At 26.2% G+C, this 16,369-nt stretch carries 16 protein-coding genes; 12 read left to right on the forward strand and 4 right to left on the reverse strand.

Annotated features, from left to right (window positions below; all coding sequences use genetic code 11):
* Positions 1-5 precede the first annotated feature (5 nt).
* Positions 6-953, forward strand: a complete 948-nt coding sequence (locus tag ACEXNK_RS04550) for an SH3 domain-containing protein (protein ID WP_373599292.1) — start codon at positions 6-8, stop codon at positions 951-953.
* Between the two features lie 52 nt (positions 954-1,005).
* On the opposite strand, the gene ACEXNK_RS04555 is transcribed toward ACEXNK_RS04550, so the two are convergent.
* Positions 1,006-1,581: a manganese efflux pump gene (locus tag ACEXNK_RS04555; protein ID WP_373599291.1), complete on the reverse strand. Its 576-nt coding sequence runs from the start codon at positions 1,579-1,581 to the stop codon at positions 1,006-1,008.
* 309 nt (positions 1,582-1,890) lie between these two features.
* Here ACEXNK_RS04555 and ACEXNK_RS04560 point away from each other — a divergent pair, with 309 nt between their 5' ends.
* From ACEXNK_RS04560 to ACEXNK_RS04585, 6 genes are all read left to right on the forward strand, one after another.
* Complete coding sequence (locus ACEXNK_RS04560; protein WP_373599290.1) at positions 1,891-2,022, forward strand: DUF3955 domain-containing protein; 132 nt, start codon at positions 1,891-1,893, stop codon at positions 2,020-2,022.
* A gap of 122 nt (positions 2,023-2,144) precedes the next feature.
* Positions 2,145-2,423 carry a hypothetical protein gene (locus ACEXNK_RS04565; protein WP_373599289.1) on the forward strand — a complete coding sequence of 93 codons (279 nt, stop codon included), beginning with the start codon at positions 2,145-2,147 and terminating at the stop codon, positions 2,421-2,423.
* 89 nt (positions 2,424-2,512) lie between these two features.
* Entirely contained in the window at positions 2,513-2,662 is a 150-nt protein-coding gene (locus tag ACEXNK_RS04570) for a hypothetical protein (RefSeq protein WP_373599288.1), read from the forward strand.
* Between the two features lie 275 nt (positions 2,663-2,937).
* The gene (locus ACEXNK_RS04575) at positions 2,938-3,645 is read left to right on the forward strand and encodes a TVP38/TMEM64 family protein (RefSeq protein WP_373599287.1); all 708 of its coding nucleotides are present in this window, start codon (positions 2,938-2,940) and stop codon (positions 3,643-3,645) included.
* The gene (locus ACEXNK_RS04580) at positions 3,635-4,447 is read left to right on the forward strand and encodes a sulfurtransferase (protein WP_373599286.1); all 813 of its coding nucleotides are present in this window, start codon (positions 3,635-3,637) and stop codon (positions 4,445-4,447) included. The genes ACEXNK_RS04575 and ACEXNK_RS04580 overlap by 11 nt, the downstream gene beginning before the upstream one ends.
* A gap of 3 nt (positions 4,448-4,450) precedes the next feature.
* The gene (locus ACEXNK_RS04585) at positions 4,451-4,573 is read left to right on the forward strand and encodes a hypothetical protein (protein ID WP_373599285.1); all 123 of its coding nucleotides are present in this window, start codon (positions 4,451-4,453) and stop codon (positions 4,571-4,573) included.
* An 86-nt stretch (positions 4,574-4,659) separates the two neighbouring features.
* On the opposite strand, the gene ACEXNK_RS04590 is transcribed toward ACEXNK_RS04585, so the two are convergent.
* Positions 4,660-5,898 (reverse strand): peptidoglycan-binding protein, encoded by a 1,239-nt coding sequence (locus ACEXNK_RS04590; protein WP_373599284.1) that lies wholly within the window; start codon positions 5,896-5,898, stop codon positions 4,660-4,662.
* Between the two features lie 108 nt (positions 5,899-6,006).
* On the reverse strand, positions 6,007-7,209 hold the full coding sequence (locus tag ACEXNK_RS04595; protein ID WP_373599283.1) for a DUF819 family protein: 1,203 nt from the start codon (positions 7,207-7,209) through the stop codon (positions 6,007-6,009).
* A gap of 240 nt (positions 7,210-7,449) precedes the next feature.
* Here ACEXNK_RS04595 and ACEXNK_RS04600 point away from each other — a divergent pair, with 240 nt between their 5' ends.
* The 4 genes from ACEXNK_RS04600 to ACEXNK_RS04615 all read left to right on the forward strand — a co-directional run bounded on the left by ACEXNK_RS04600 (position 7,450) and on the right by ACEXNK_RS04615 (position 13,096).
* Complete coding sequence (locus tag ACEXNK_RS04600; RefSeq protein WP_373599282.1) at positions 7,450-9,423, forward strand: sensor histidine kinase; 1,974 nt, start codon at positions 7,450-7,452, stop codon at positions 9,421-9,423.
* 190 nt (positions 9,424-9,613) lie between these two features.
* Positions 9,614-10,909 carry an alpha-glucosidase/alpha-galactosidase gene (locus ACEXNK_RS04605; RefSeq protein WP_373599281.1) on the forward strand — a complete coding sequence of 432 codons (1,296 nt, stop codon included), beginning with the start codon at positions 9,614-9,616 and terminating at the stop codon, positions 10,907-10,909.
* 600 nt (positions 10,910-11,509) lie between these two features.
* Positions 11,510-12,628, forward strand: coding sequence for a WG repeat-containing protein (locus ACEXNK_RS04610; protein ID WP_373599280.1), 1,119 nt, complete (start codon positions 11,510-11,512; stop codon positions 12,626-12,628).
* Between the two features lie 120 nt (positions 12,629-12,748).
* A complete protein-coding gene (locus tag ACEXNK_RS04615) occupies positions 12,749-13,096 on the forward strand; it encodes a hypothetical protein (RefSeq protein ID WP_373599279.1) in 348 nt (115 codons plus the stop codon).
* A 73-nt stretch (positions 13,097-13,169) separates the two neighbouring features.
* On the opposite strand, the gene ACEXNK_RS04620 is transcribed toward ACEXNK_RS04615, so the two are convergent.
* Entirely contained in the window at positions 13,170-14,048 is an 879-nt protein-coding gene (locus tag ACEXNK_RS04620; protein WP_373599278.1) for a hypothetical protein, read from the reverse strand.
* Positions 14,049-14,362: 314 nt separating this feature from the next.
* Between ACEXNK_RS04620 and htpG the strand changes: the two genes are divergently transcribed.
* Positions 14,363-16,222 (forward strand): molecular chaperone HtpG, encoded by a 1,860-nt coding sequence (htpG, locus tag ACEXNK_RS04625; RefSeq protein WP_373599277.1) that lies wholly within the window; start codon positions 14,363-14,365, stop codon positions 16,220-16,222.
* The last annotated feature ends 147 nt before the right edge of the window (positions 16,223-16,369 follow it).

Genomic DNA, 16,369 nt, shown 5'->3' on the forward strand with positions numbered 1-16,369 from the left:
ATTTTATGAGTTTGAATAAGAGAGCAAGGAAATCATTAGTATTAACATTAGGATTAGTAGTTGGGGGATTATACACATCTACAAATAGTATATATGCAGCAGAGAAAGAGATAGTAAAAGCTGATAGCCTAAATGTAAGAAAAGGACCATCAATAGAAGATGAGAGAATAGGATCTTTAGATAGAGGAATGGTTGTTGAGATATTAGAAACTAGTAATGGATGGAATAAAGTAAAACTTTCTGACGGAGAAGAAGGTTGGGTAAGTGGAGACTACACTGAAAAAGAAAAAGGTGAAGTAACTGCTACTAAATTAAATGTAAGAAAAGGACCATCAATAGAAGATGAGAAAATAGGATCTTTAGAAAATAAAACTACTATAGAAATATTAGAAGAACAAGATGGATGGTATAAAATACAATTAGATGATAAAGACAAGACTGAAGGTTGGGTAAGTGGAGAATTTGTATTAACAGAATCTCAAGCTTTAGAGCAAGCTAAAGAAGCTGCTAATAAAAAAGCTGAAGCACCTAAGCAAGTAGAAAAAGCAGTTGCTGCTCCTGTTAAAGAAGAAAGCACTAAAGAAATTACTACTGAAGTAAAAGAAAGTAATAATACAAATAATAACGTAGTTGAAAAAGAAGAACCAGTTAAAGAAGAAACTAACACTTCTAACAATGGAAACAGTGGACGTTTAATGACTGTAAATGCTAGTGCATATTCAGGGCATTCTATAACAGCTACAGGAACTACTCCTAAGTGGGGAACTATAGCAGTAGATCCTTCAGTAATACCTTACGGAACTAAGGTTTATATACCTAAGTTTGACATGGTATTCACTGCTGAAGACTGTGGAGGAGCTATAAAAGGAAATAAGATAGATATATTCATGAATAGTGAAGCTGATTGTATAAACTTTGGAAGACAAAACATAGAAATACAAATATTAGGATAATAATATAGGACGAACCTCTTTAAAGAGCGTATCGTCCTTTTTTAATATTGTTTTATATAAATATCTCATAAACACCTATAAAAGCTATTAGAAGGCCGGAAATGAGGTCTGAGTACTTGCCAAATATCTTGCTAAAGAACCCACTTCCCAATTTATCTCCAATTTCTAAAAACAAAGTACTTATAAAAAATGTAACTATACTAGTTATAAAAACATTAAGTCCAGCAACACTTGCTCCAAATCCTACTCCAAAATTATTTATAGTAAGTGCAAATGCTAAAGAAATAGATTCTTTAGGTTCGATAACTTTAGAATTATCTTTATCTGCACGAGATGGATTATTTATTAGATTATTATCAGATTTATTTTTAAAAAACTGATAACAGAAATATAGTCCTATAAAGATAAGTATAAAACTACCGATATTATTAGCTATTTTAGGGTTTATAAACTTTACAACTATAGCACCTACAGACATAGATATAAAAGTTCCTAAAGCTGATATAAAGCTTATTATAAAGTTACTAAAAAATTTAATTTTTATATTCTCCATACCATATCCGATAGACACTGTGAGATTATCTAAATTAGATGATATAGAAAATAATGCAATTGATAAAATATGCAAGTAAATCACTCCTCGGCTGATAAGTATTATATTAAAATAGTACTACTTTTTCACTTTAAATACAAAGATTAGATATACATATATTATAAGTAATAAATCTTTCTAAAACCTTTCTTAAATATTTAATTAAAATAAAACCTATGTTAAATCTTAACTATATTTAATATAGGTTTTGTTTTGTTTAAAATTAATTATTTATTGAAAAACAATAAATAATTATTGACTAAATCATGGGTATTATAATATAATTCAATTAAAGATAATAAAATTAAAATATTAAATATATAAAAGACATAGGGAGGTAGCAGTATGAAAAAATATATATTAGGCTTAATGCCATTTATTTTAAGTATAGGATGTTTTGTAGCATTTAATATGATAGGAAGTAAGGTTTTAGAAGATGGAACTTTATCAGAACCATTTTTCTTAATACCACTATGATTTTTATTCTTTTTAATAGGAATGATAGGTATATCAACTAGATTAGGATTAATGTTTATAAATCATAGAAGAGCTAAAAAGCAAAAGTAGTAAGTAGAAATTATAACAAAGGAGAGTTTGAATTGAACAGTATATTAATATTTTTAACGGGAATGATAATTTACTTAATAGGAGTAATACATAAAGAATGTGATAAAACATGTAAGCAATTTATAAGTAGGATATGTAATATTTCCTTATTATTATCAATAGTTATAATATTTGTTGCTAAAAAATTAAACTTTTCAGATAGAAGTTATTTAATAAGTGCATTAATTATAATAGGGACACCTATACTTATAGGATTTATAAAATTAAAATTAGAAAAAGGATACTTAAATAAAAAAAGTAAAAATAAATAGAATTTTCTTAGTATTTTTATTAAAGATTTAGCTTAAATGAGATGGGTATATATATTTACATAAATATATATAGAATGGAGAGATTTTAAGTGAGTAACAATTTAAAAGATAAAGAATATGAAAAAATAAAAAAAGATGAAGAAGAAAAAGATAGAGAACTATTTGGGAAAAAAATACTAGAGCAAGAGCATGAAGATTTTGAACTAGAAGAACAACTAGATCCATTAAAACATATATAATACTAAATTAAAAATCGCCTTAAATAATGCAAAATACTACATTATTTAAGGTGATTTTTATATTTGATTAAATTATATTAAAAAGTATAAAAAATTTATTTATTATATTAAGTTAATAAACAAAATATGTATAGGAATTATCAATAATCGTATGAATGAATATAGATAATTTCTATTTTAAGAAAAATGGCGAATATAGTAAAATTATAAAGGGAAAACGAATTTTAAATAATTTAAATTATCTATAAATTAAATAACAATTCAAGGAGGCAATTGTGATTAAATCAAAAAAGAAACTTCTAATTAAGCTAATCGTAGTTATAGCTATCATAAGTTTATATTTTTTTGTTCCAGCAGTAAAAATAAATGTAAATCAAGCTATATTCATATTAAACAATGTAGATGTTGGTATGGTTAAAAATTATATATTAAGTTTTGGAATGTTAGCACCTATAGTATCTTTTGTACTTATGGTACTCCAATCTATAATAGCGCCACTTCCAGCTTTTATAATTACTTTTGCAAATGCAGGTCTATTTGGATGGGTAAATGGTGCAATATTATCATGGACTAGTTCTATGGTAGGAGCAGCGCTTTGTTTTTACATAGCTAAATTTTTAGGAAGAGATGTTGTTGTAAAACTTACTTCAAATGAAGCTTTAAATAAAGTTGATAACTTCTTTGGAAGATATGGTAAATTTGCAATATTAATAGCAAGACTTTTACCATTTATATCTTTTGATATAGTTAGTTATGCAGCGGGGCTTACATCTATGAAATTTACAACATTTTTTATTGCAACAGGTATAGGCCAGTTACCAGCAACGATTATATATTCATATATAGGCGGTATGTTAACAGGTACTACGAAGACATTTGTAATAGGGTTATTATGTTTATTTGCATTATCTACATTTATAATGCTTTTAAAAGCTATAATGAAAGATAAAAAATCAGAAAGGGGAAAACAACTTGAAAAATAAGATTTATTTATTACTACTTATTTTAGTATCTACATTTTCTATATTATTAGTTGGATGTGATAAAAAAAGTAGTAGTAATCAAGAATTTGATGCAGCAGAGTATAAAAATGTAGACTATTTTATAACTCCACAAGAATTAAAGAAAATGTTAGGAAGTAAGGATCTTGTATTACTTGATTGTAATAAACCTGATATATATGAAGATGGGCATATACCAGGGGCTGTAAGTATAGGATTACATGCTTTTTCTGATACATCTAATAAAATAGGAGATCCAGGATGGGGAACTATTTTAGATAAGAAAGAGCTACAAAAGAAAATGGAAGCTGTAGGCATAGATAATACTAAAACTGTAGTATTTTACTCAGATGTTTTCAAAGGTCCTGGGGCAGATGGAAGAGCTGTATGGCAATCAAAAGTTGCAGGGCTTGATAATGTAAAGATGTTAGTTGGAGGATTAAGTTATTGGGAAGATTTAGGGTATGAAACTACAGATGAACCAGCAAAAGCAAATCCTACTACCGGACTTAAGTTAAAAGATTATAATGAAAGCTATATAGCGACTAAGGATTATGTAAAAGAAAACTTAGGAAAAGAAGTTATAATAGATGTTAGAACTAAAAAAGAATATAATGGTTCTCAAAATGCAGGAGAACCAAGAGGTGGACATATAAAAGGTGCAGTAAATATGCCTTGGTTAGAACTTTTAAATGATAATGGTACACCAAAAACAAAAGAAGAAATTAAAAAAATAATGGCTTCATATGGAGTAAAACCAGAAGATAACTTTGTTGTATACTGAACAATGGGTATAAGATCTGGCTATGCAGCTATGATTCTCAGAGCCGTTGGCTTTGACCATGTTAGAAACTATGAAGGTTCTATATATGAGTGGGGAGGAGATTCTAGCCTTCCTATGGAAAAGTAAAATATAAATAAAAATAAACTAGGGTATGTTTAGTAAAAAAACATACCCTAGTTTATTTTTATTTCAAATATTAATTTAACTTATACTTAAGATTCAGCTATTTTAGTGACGGCTACATAAACCCTAGATATTTCATACCAAGTTGCAAAATCTACTATACCACTTGAAGGAAGGCCAAATATTTCTTGAAATTTCTTAACACTAGCTTGAGTTGCAGGTCCATATATGCCATCTTCATCTACCTCAGGTATTGCAGGATAAGCATTATTTATAGCATTTAGTTGAATTTGAATAGTTTTAACATCAGATCCAGAATCCCATAAAGTAAGTGGATATCCAGGATAAGAAGAAGGAATTCCTTCTATCATATCAGTTCCTTGTAAAGCTAAATCATATCCATAAAAATATTTTAAAATATCTTCAAACATATAACCTTGATCACCTAAATATTTACTTCCCCATTGAGTCATTTTGCCTGGACATTGAGTTTGAATGCCATCACAATACTGAGCTAAAAGAGGTTGCTTAGCGGACTTTGGTCTTCTTATATATACATTAAATATATTATCAACAGCAATGCTTATAGTATCAAATATATTTCTGTTATATATAAATTTATGATCATAAGCAGTAGTTGAAGTTATTGTAAAGTTATATCCTTGAGATTTATACCACTCAGTATAAACTCTATTTAAAGTAAAAGATATAATAGCTACTACATTTGCATATATCGTCTGAGTAGGCCAAGTTGCATATATTTCAGAACTTGCAACATTTTTAATATAGTCTTTAAAAGGTATCCAATAATTTGGAGCACTTGAATCATTAGGCATACCATCATGAACAATAATATACTCAGGAACTACAACTTGAGATAATATTGTAGGTTCTGTAGGTTTTAAAGAAGGTTCACTTATCTTAGTTGGATAAATTTTATACAGCGTGTGGTCATCTATAGTAAATATTGATTGAGCATTTGCTGAAAGTGGAGTTATTTTAGACATTTGTATAGTTTGAATTGCTTCAACGTATGGAAGAATTTGAACACCTTGAATAACTACAGGCTGATATCCTTCTTTGGTTATTTTTATTAAGTACGTAGCATAAGCTCTATGTTGACTTGGTAGTTGGGAGTATACATAATTTGGAGCGTCTAATATAATTTTAATTACTTCGCCAGATGAATCTGTACATAAGCAATTATATAAAACTTTAACTTTTTTACATTCATCTTTAGGCATGGTGCAAATTTTAATTTTAGCACCTTCAATAGGATAGTTAGTATTTAAATCCGTAACTTTTACTGATAATAATCCCTTAAACAAAATTATCCCCCCTTATAATATATAGACTTAACTATTATATAATATGAAAAATAGAATTTAAGTTTCATTAATTGTATAAAAGTTTATAGAGGGGGACTTATTTGGATTTTACATCAATATATTTCCTATCAATAGCCCAAAGTAATTACCTATAATATAACCTAGAGTACCAACTATTAATATAGGACCAACAAGTTTATTCCAACCCTTAGATATAGCCATAGCTGCAGCTGTAGTAGGACCACCAATATTTGCATTTGAAGCAAGTATTGCTTCCTCTAAGTCAAATTTAAAAATCTTAGCTCCTATAAATGTAACCAACATATTAACAACAACCATAACTACACAATAAACTAAAAGTAAAGGAGATTTTTGTAATATAAGAGGAATAGACGCTGGAACACCTATAACAACAAAGAATATATACATTAAAAATGTACCGATTTCTTGAGCTGATTTAATATTACTAAATGTACTAGAAAAAAATGTAGCTAAAAGCATAGTTACAGTAGTTATTATTAAATAATGATTTGAAAGTAGAGTATTTAATATAGATAAAACAGCATTTGAAGTAGGAATTATTGCCTTGAATAAATTAGCTATTTCATTAGATACAGCAACTATTATAAATGCAAAAGAAATTGCAAATGCAATATCTTTAAGTGACATTTCTTTTTTACCCCAATACTGACTAGCTATAGTAGAATCAGAGTTTGATCCTACTTTCTCAACTTCATCTATGTGAGGATGATTAAAAGCTTTTCTAAAAAGAGCTATAGAAGGAATGCTTATAAGAACAAAGAAATAAAGTGCCATAAGTAGATTATCAGCTATAACTGCAGCAGAAACTAAATCTCCAGGAACTTCAAAAGCACTAGCTATAGCAGCAAAATTAACTCCACCACCTATATAAGAACCAGACATCATAGCAGCTACCATATTAAGGTTTGGAACAATATTCTTAAGTGCTAAAAAGCCTATAATTGCACCTAACATTGTACCTACAGAACTTATTAAAAATATTATTAACAACCTTGTGCTTTCTTTCCAAATCTTTTTTATATCACATTGAAATAATAAAAGTGTTATCCCAAGAGGAACAACGTAGCCCCATACTTGATCATAAGCAGGAGCTTGAGTTGGTATAATTTTGAGGTTTGATAGTACCATAGCACCAATTAAAGCTATTATAGCTCCAGAGACTTTTGATGCCCATGTATACTTTTGCTCAAGATAAATACTAAAAGCAGCCCAACCAGTTAAAAATGCCCATAAAACCCAGGTATTATCAGGGCTTATAAAACTATTCATAAAAATCACTTCCTTATTATAATATTTTTTAATATTTATGAAATTTATATTTAGAATATACTTATATATTACTAAGCATTACATAGGAATCCTTTAAAAAAATGAGAAAAGTTTAATAATTTACATAAAAACAAAACAAATGGTAAATTTTTCATAAAAAGAATGAAAAATGCAGAGGAAAACATACGTTTATGTAGAATTATATATACTTGTGAATGTTTTATTTGAGGAGATTTACTAATGATAATAAAAAAGGGAATAAAGATATATATCTTAATTTTTATCTTAAGCACTATAATTCAAAATTTTACTTATAATGCACATGCTTACAATATAAATCAAAAAGGTTTTAATGTTTTAGTATTAAACTCATATCATCAAGAGCATTATTGGGAGTCATCTATACTAAGTGGATTAAAAGATTATATAGATGAAAATGAGAAAGGTATAAATTTAAAGTTTGAGTTTTTAGATTTTAGAAACAATTATGAGGAAGAATATATAAAATCCTTAAAAAAAATGCTAAGGGATAAGTATCCAAAAGGAAGTATTGATGTTATATATACAGTAAATGATGAAGCTTATGAAGTTTTAGGAAATGAAGTATTAAATAAAGAAAGTAATTTTTATAAAATTCCACTTGTATTTAGTGGAGTAGATAATAAAATTAGTTCAGAGAAAAGTGAAAAAAAATATTCAGCAGGAATATATCATGGAGATGACAGTTTGACTCTTATGACATTAATAAGGGATTTAACACCAAATGTTAAAAATATGAACTTAATAATAGAAAACTCTGGGTATGGGGATTCAGTTCAATTTGAAATTGATAGAATAATAGATGAATATTTAAATGGAGATATAAAATTAAACTATATAAGGACAAATTACTCTCAAGATGTTTTCAATGAACTAGAAAAGAAGAAAGAACAAGATAATACTATAAATATTATAGCTGGAGAATTTCAGGATAAAGTATCTAAAAAATATGAAGATCCTAAAAACTTAATAAATGAAATTAAAAAATACACTAGTGCGCCAATATACTCTAATGATCCAACTTATATGAACGCTAAAATATTAGGTGGATACATGGATGATGGAAAAAAACAAGGTGAAACTATAGGTAATATGATAATTAAAATAAAAAAAGGTACGAGGGTTTATGATATAAAAAATGTATTTGAACCAAGAGCAGAGGCATATGTTGATTATGATAGTATATATGAATATAATATTGATCCATTATCAGTAGATAAAAATATAAATATAATAAATAAAAAACCTCATGAAATAGTAGCACCTAGATGGGTTAAATCTATAATAGTAATAACTATGTTTCTTATCATGATGTTAGTTCTATTTATAATCCAAACAGCAACATCACATAAAAAGATAAATAAAAAAAGATTAGAAGAAGAAGAAAAAGCTAAAGAAAGAGAGCAATTAAAATCTGATTTTATAGTAAATCTAAGTCATGAGCTAAGAACTCCAATAAATATAATTTTAGGAACTTCCAAGGTAATAGAAAATAGAACCTTCAAGGGGGATATAAGTGAAGAATATATATTAGAAAAATTAGAAAATATTAATACCAATTCTTATAGACTATTAAAAATATCAAACAATATAATAGATATTACTAAAGCTGAATCGGGAATGTTTAAGTTAAATTTAGAAAATTGTAATATAGTAAATATAGTAGAACCAATATTTGAAGAAAGCATAGATTTTGGGATACGAAAAAATATAGGAATGATATTTGACACAAAAGAAGAGGAAATAAGAACGGCTATAGATGTATATCAAATTCAAAGAGTTATATCAAATTTACTTTCAAATTCTATTAAGTTTACAAATTTCGGTGGAATTATAAATTTAGAAGTTTATAAAAATGTATCGGATGTTGTTATTGAAGTTAGAGATAGTGGAGTAGGGATACCAGAAGATAAATTGAATTATATATTTCATAAATTTTATCAAGTAGATAATTTATACACAAGAAAAAATGAAGGCAGTGGTATTGGACTTTGTGTAGTTAAAGAAATAATTGATATGCATAATGGAAAAATTGAAATAGAAAGTACTGTGAATAAAGGTACTAAATTTAAAATATATATACCTATAGTAATAGATGACACACTCTGCGAATATGATAATAAAGATAGTCTAGATATAAATAAAATTGTAGAGCTTGAAATGTCTGATATATAGATAATAAGTTTTTATTATATTAAAGTAATAAAAATAATTAAATATTATTAAAAGTAATTAGGATATCGTATAAGGTATCCTAATTTTTGATGTAGCAAAAGAATGTTTTATAATAATAGAAAATAAAAAACATAAATAAAAAAACAAATTATATATTTATAATATACGAATATATAATTTGAGGTGGATTATGAAAAAAATAACTTTTTTAGGGGCTGGAAGTACAGTATTTGCAAAGAATGTTTTAGGAGATTGTATGTCAACAAAAGTACTAAGTGATTTTGAAATTGCACTTTATGATATTGATTTGAAAAGATTAGATGAGTCATTTAATATGTTAAATACAATAAATAAAACTTGTAATGAATCTAGGGCTAAGATTGTAAAGTACTATGATAGAAAATCTGCATTGAAGGATTCAAGATACATAGTTAATGCAATTCAAGTAGGTGGATATGATCCATGTACAATAATAGACTTTGAAATACCTAAAAAATATGGACTAAGACAAACTATAGGAGATACATTAGGGATTGGAGGCATATTTAGAGCATTAAGAACTATTCCGGTTATGCTAGATTTTGCTAAAGATATAGAAGAAGTATGTCCAAATGCTTGGTTATTGAATTATACTAATCCAATGTCTATGCTAACTCTAGCAATGCTTCAAGCTACAAAGGTAAAAACAGTTGGACTTTGTCACTCAGTTCAAACTTGTGCATCAGATCTTTTATCAAAATTAGATATGGAAACTAATAATATAAATTATAAAATAGCAGGTATAAATCATATGGGATGGTTATTAGAAATAACTAGAGATGGTAAAGATTTATATCCAGAAATAAAGGAAAAAGCAAAATGTTTAGGAAAACATGATGATATGGTTAGATTTGAAATAATGAAACAGTTTGGATATTATGTAACAGAATCTAGTGAACATAATGCAGAGTATTTACCTTATTTTATAAAAAGCACGCATCCTGAATTGATTGAAAAATATAATATTCCATTAGATGAATATCCAAGAAGATGCATAGCTCAAATTGAAAACTGGAATAAGCGTAAAGCTGATTTAGTTAATAATAAAGAACTAACACATAGTAGAACACAAGAATATGCATCTTATATAATCGAAGCGATAGAAACAGGAGTACCTTATACTTTTGGAGGGAATGTATTAAACACTGGGCTTATAACAAATTTACCAAAGGACTGTTGTGTAGAAGTAACTTGTGTAGCTGATAAAAATGGAGTTACTCCTTGTTTTGTAGGGGATTTACCTATACAACTTGCAGCACTTAATAGAACTAATATAAATGTACAACAGCTTACAGTAAAGGCCGCTTTAACTAGAAAGAAAGAATATATTTATCATGCAGCAATGTTAGACCCTCATACATCATCACAACTTAGTATAGATGAAATAAGAAATTTAGTTGATGATTTGATTAAAGCGCATGAAAACTGGTTACCTAAATTTAATTAGATTTATGAATTTACATTGATTATTATATGAAGTTTTAAAGAATAGTATTGAAGAGATATATAGATAGATATAATATATAAATATTCCTAAACAAATGATACCTTTTAAATGTCACTAGATTTTTATCTAATATAAAGTGTTAAATTTAGTGAGTGATGAAAAGTAACAGAAATACTACTAGACGTTAAGATAAAAAAGTTCTCTATTAAAGAGGGCTTTTTTACGCTATAAGTATACAAAAAATTATATGAAATATGAATTTATGAAGCGATTAGCATTAAATTTCTTTAAATTAAAAAGGCAGGGTCCGTTTCCTGCCTTTTTCTCGTGGATTAATAATATTATAGTATTAGAAATATATGGTAGATGGATAAATATTATAAAAAATAAATTGAGCTTACAAATGAATTATTTCCAAATAAATTTATTTTAATACATAAAAATTAAATAAACTTTTCTATATTATACATTTGAGTGCAAATTTAGTGTATTTTACTCCAATTGTATTGAAAATAAATTTAAATTTGTTAAATTAAGTTATAAGGTAAAAAATGACAAATTAATTTATGGGGGAAATAATAAAGGAGTTAAATAATATTTATGAAAAAACTTATATATATATCAATAATAATAGCTACAGGTATATACATATTAGGGTGTGAAGGTAATCATATAATAATTAACAGAAATATAACAACAACTAATAATAGTAATACAATTAAAAACGAGGAAAATTTAAAAATTGAAAAAAGGTTTAAATCAGAAATAAAAGAGTTAAATAATGTTTTATATCCTTTCTATGATGAAAGCAGTAAAAAATTTGGTTACATCAATAAGTCAGGTAAAGTTATTTTAAATCCTCAGTTTGATTATGCAGAGCGATTTAGTAATGGTTGTGCTGTTGTAAGAAAAGGGGAGCAAATAGGAGCAATAAATAATAAAGGAAAATTTGAAATAGAACTTTCAAGTAATGAAGGATTTAAACAACCTGATAAGAGTATGAGGTTAGATGATTTAATAAATTTAAAAAAAGAAAATAAAAAATATAAATTAAAAGAAGATGGATTACTATATGGGATAGTAGATAATGATGGAAACTATATAGTTTCTCCTAAGTATGAAGAAATAAAATTTATGGGGAATATGCCAGATGAGCTAATATCATCATTTTTTATAGGAGCTGATTATCATATAGACTATGATATATTTGTAGGCAATTATGCAGTTGTAAACAATGGAGAAAAAGATATATTAGTTGATAAAAATGGTCATGAAATTTTAGATATACCATTTAAAAATTTAGATTTGAAAGATGAATTTATAATGGGGTTTGATAGTGATAGTGAAAAAGTTAGTGTAAATATAATTGATTTAAATAATTTAAAAAATAGTAAACAATATTTTGGAATAGTCAATATATCTAAGGATCGAGCGATTGCTAGTAATGAAATGGGTTATATGCTAATTGATAAAAGTGGAAAACCAATAACTAAAGCTTTTAAAGATTTTTATCCTACAATGTTACCTATATATGCATTTACAGATGGACACAAATCTTATGTATTTGATAGAGATGGAAATGAAATTACTAGGTTTAATAAAGTATATTCTAAAATAGAAATCTATAGTGAAAATTTGTATTTAGTAACTAATTCAGATGGAACTGGAGAATACATTAACAAAAATGGGAAGGTAATTAAATGTTATAAGTCTTATTAATAAAACTAAATAGTAGGTAATTGGATTATATAGAAGGTTGAACAACTAGTTTTATAGAAACTTAATAGGATATCGAATTATTTAGTTATATTAATAATAAAAATATACAGGGGGATTTTTATGATTGACTTATTTGAGATAATATTTATGTTTTTAAGCTTTATAGTATACTATTTATTTACTTATTACTTTAACATCAAAAAAAATATAAAAAATTATGAAAAAGAAACAAAGTCTAAAGGATGTTTTAATCAAAATGACATGGATAAACATAAAAAATATTTTAATGCAAGAGGTATAGCATCTACTATTATGTTTGTAGGGATTGTAATTGGAATTGAAGTGTGTGATTACTTTCAAGTTGAAAATATATTTATTGAGATTATGGCAGTTGCTATAATAGGAGGAATATTTGGTTTTATATCAAATATGTATGTAGATAAAAAATATAAGGATATAATAAAATGATGGATACAGAGAATATATATAAGGAGTATCAAAGTCTTATACAAAGATTTTGATACTCCTTATTTTAAAGGTATTACTTTTCTATACGAACAATATTTTTCATATCATTTAAAGAATTAATTTTATTTATATTATTTATTTCTGCGCTAAATACCCCTTGAGCAGAAGTTGAATTAATATAAATCTTTTTTAAATTATATTTAGAGTCTTTAAGTGCTTGTAGTATTTCATAAGAAGCTAATGAAAATTGATAACAATTATCATAAAGATATTCTTTAGTATCAAATTTACTAATATCTTTTTCTAGATATAACTCTAAAACTTGTACATCTTTATTCTTATAATTTTCTTTTAAATTATAGTCTATATTATAATCATCACCTGTATAAACAGATAATGTAGAAATATTTTTATGTTCAAGTTTAGTTTTTGATAAAATTTTATTCAATAAATCTGCTTCTATTTCTTGGTTTATAGACTCTATTTGATCATATTGATAATAATCGTGTATATAGTTATTTCGAGTATTATAAACAATAGCATAAGTTTCCTTGCTTTTTTTATCTACTAACAAATAGGTATAATCAAATGGATTTTTAATATTAGCAGAATGAAAATTATTTAAATAAAACTTGTCTTTGTAATACTTATCTATATATTTTTCAAGTATATTTTTAGATTTTAAATAAGATATAGGATTTCCTTTTATCACAAAATAAGAATCTATGCTAAATAATACAAAAAATAATATGCCTATAACACTCAAATATTTTTTAAATCCATGTATATGTAAAAATACATTAAAATATTTACCAGCAGTAGAAAGTAATACTAACCAAACTAAAGCTGTTGGTATTAAAATTATTTCGTATCCAAAATCCGGCATTAAAAAATTTGTTACTAAAATACATATACTGCCTATCAATATTGTAGTAGTCGACTCTTTATACATACACGATAATAAGAATGGGACTATTATAATAAAAGGAAAAGTCCCTATATATTTATCGGAATAAAATACAAGAGATGAAATTATAATTAAGATTGATATTATTATATATTTTAGCTTGAAACTTAGTTTTGTTGAAATAATATTACAACTCCTTTCTAAACATTATTTCCCCGATATATTATAACCTATTTTAGAAAAAAATAAAAATTAGCACTCAATTATTGACACTGCTAATAAAAATGATAAAATATATATGTAGGGAAAAAAGTTTTATCCCAATATTTATTTGAAAAATAAACTTAGGAGGCGATAAAATGGAAAATAAAAAAGGAAACATATCAATACATACAGAAAATATATTTCCAATAATAAAAAAGTGGTTATACTCAGATAAGGATATATTTATAAGAGAGCTTATAAGTAACGGGTGTGACGCAATAAACAAATATAAAAAATTAATATCTCTAGGAGAGATAAAAGACAATAAAGATCAAGAATACAAAATAACTGTAACTATAGATAAGGAAAAGCAAGCCCTTGTATTTGCTGATAATGGTATAGGTATGACAGCAGATGAGGTCGATAAATATATAAACCAAGTAGCATTTTCTGGAGCAGAGGACTTTGTTAATAAATACAAAGATAAAATGGGCGAAGAAAATGATATAATAGGTCACTTTGGATTAGGATTTTATTCAGCGTTTATGGTAGCTAAACAAGTTCAAATAGATACTTTATCATATAAAGAAAATGCTGAAGCTGTAAGATGGATAAGTGAAGGACAAACAGAGTATGAAATAAGTAAAAGTGATACACAAACTACAAGAGGAACTTCTATAACATTATTCTTAGCTGATGATAGCAAAGAGTTTTTAGAGGAATACACAGTAAGAAATATAATAGAAAAATATTGTTCATTCTTACCTGTAGATATATATCTAAAAGTAAGTGATAAAGAAGAAAAAGAAGAAGATAATAAGCCTTTAAATGATACAACACCATTATGGTTAAAATCACCAAAAGATTGTACAGATGAAGAGTATAAAGAGTTTTATAGAAAAGTATTTAAAACATTTGATGAACCATTATTCTGGATACATTTAAATGTTGATTATCCATTTAACTTAAAAGGAATATTATACTTCCCTAAACTTAAAAATGAGTTTGAATTAATAGAAGGTAAAGTCAAATTATACAACAATCAAGTATTTGTTGCTGATAATATAAAAGAAGTTATACCAGAGTTCTTATTATTACTAAAAGGTGTAATAGATTGTCCAGATTTACCACTTAATGTATCTAGAAGTTTCTTACAAAATGATAGAGATGTAAGTAAAATATCTAAGCATATAGTTAAGAAAGTAGCAGATAAGTTAAAAGCATTATATAAAAATGAAAAAGAAAGCTATGAAAAATTCTGGGATGATATACAAGTATTTATTAAGTTTGGATGCTTAAAAGATGAAGGATTCTATGACAAAGTAAAAGATATATTATTATTTAAGGATATAGATTCTAAATATTTAACACTTAACGAGTACTTAGAAAATTGCAAAGAAAAACATGAAAATAAAGTGTTCTATGTAAGTGACGAAGAACAACAATCTCAATATATTAAGTTATTTAAAGATTATGATTTAGATGCTGTGATATTAGATTCTAATATAGATAATCACTTTATGTCATTTATAGAATTTAAAAATCCAGGAGTTACATTTAATAGAATAGATGCAGATTTATCAGATGTATTAAAAGATAAAAAAGATGAAGAAAATACAGAAGAAAAAACAGCTATAGAAAATTTATTTAAAGATGTTGTAAAAGACAAAGTAAAAGATTATTCTGTTGAAAGCTTAAAGAGTGAAGATACTACAGCCATAATATTAGTATCTGAGCAATCAAGAAGAATGGCTGAGATGAAATCTCAATTTGCAGGAATGGACCTTGGAATGAGTTTTGAAGAAGAAAAAACTTTAGTTATAAATGATAATAGTCCTATAATTAAGAAGTTAATGAAGTTAAAAGATGATGAAAGTAAGAAAGAAGAGATATCTTTAATTTGTAATCAAATAGTAGATGTTGCTTTACTTGCTAATAAAGAATTAGATCCAAAAGAGTTAGATGAGTTTATAAAGAGAAATAATAAACTTATGAATATGATAATAAGTTTGTAGTATGATGAACTGACTTAGGGTGTAGCACCGCGAATGGTTGATATTTAAGTTTTGCTCCATACAAGCTGAGAAGATGCTTGTAAATGTCGCTAAAACTTAAATATTAACCATTCGCTATACCCTAGGTCAGTTTTTGTTTGAGGAGAT

The sequence above is a fragment of the Paraclostridium bifermentans genome, assembly GCF_964259345.1.
In the GTDB taxonomy this organism is placed as follows: Bacteria; Bacillota; Clostridia; order Peptostreptococcales; family Peptostreptococcaceae; genus Paraclostridium; species Paraclostridium bifermentans_B.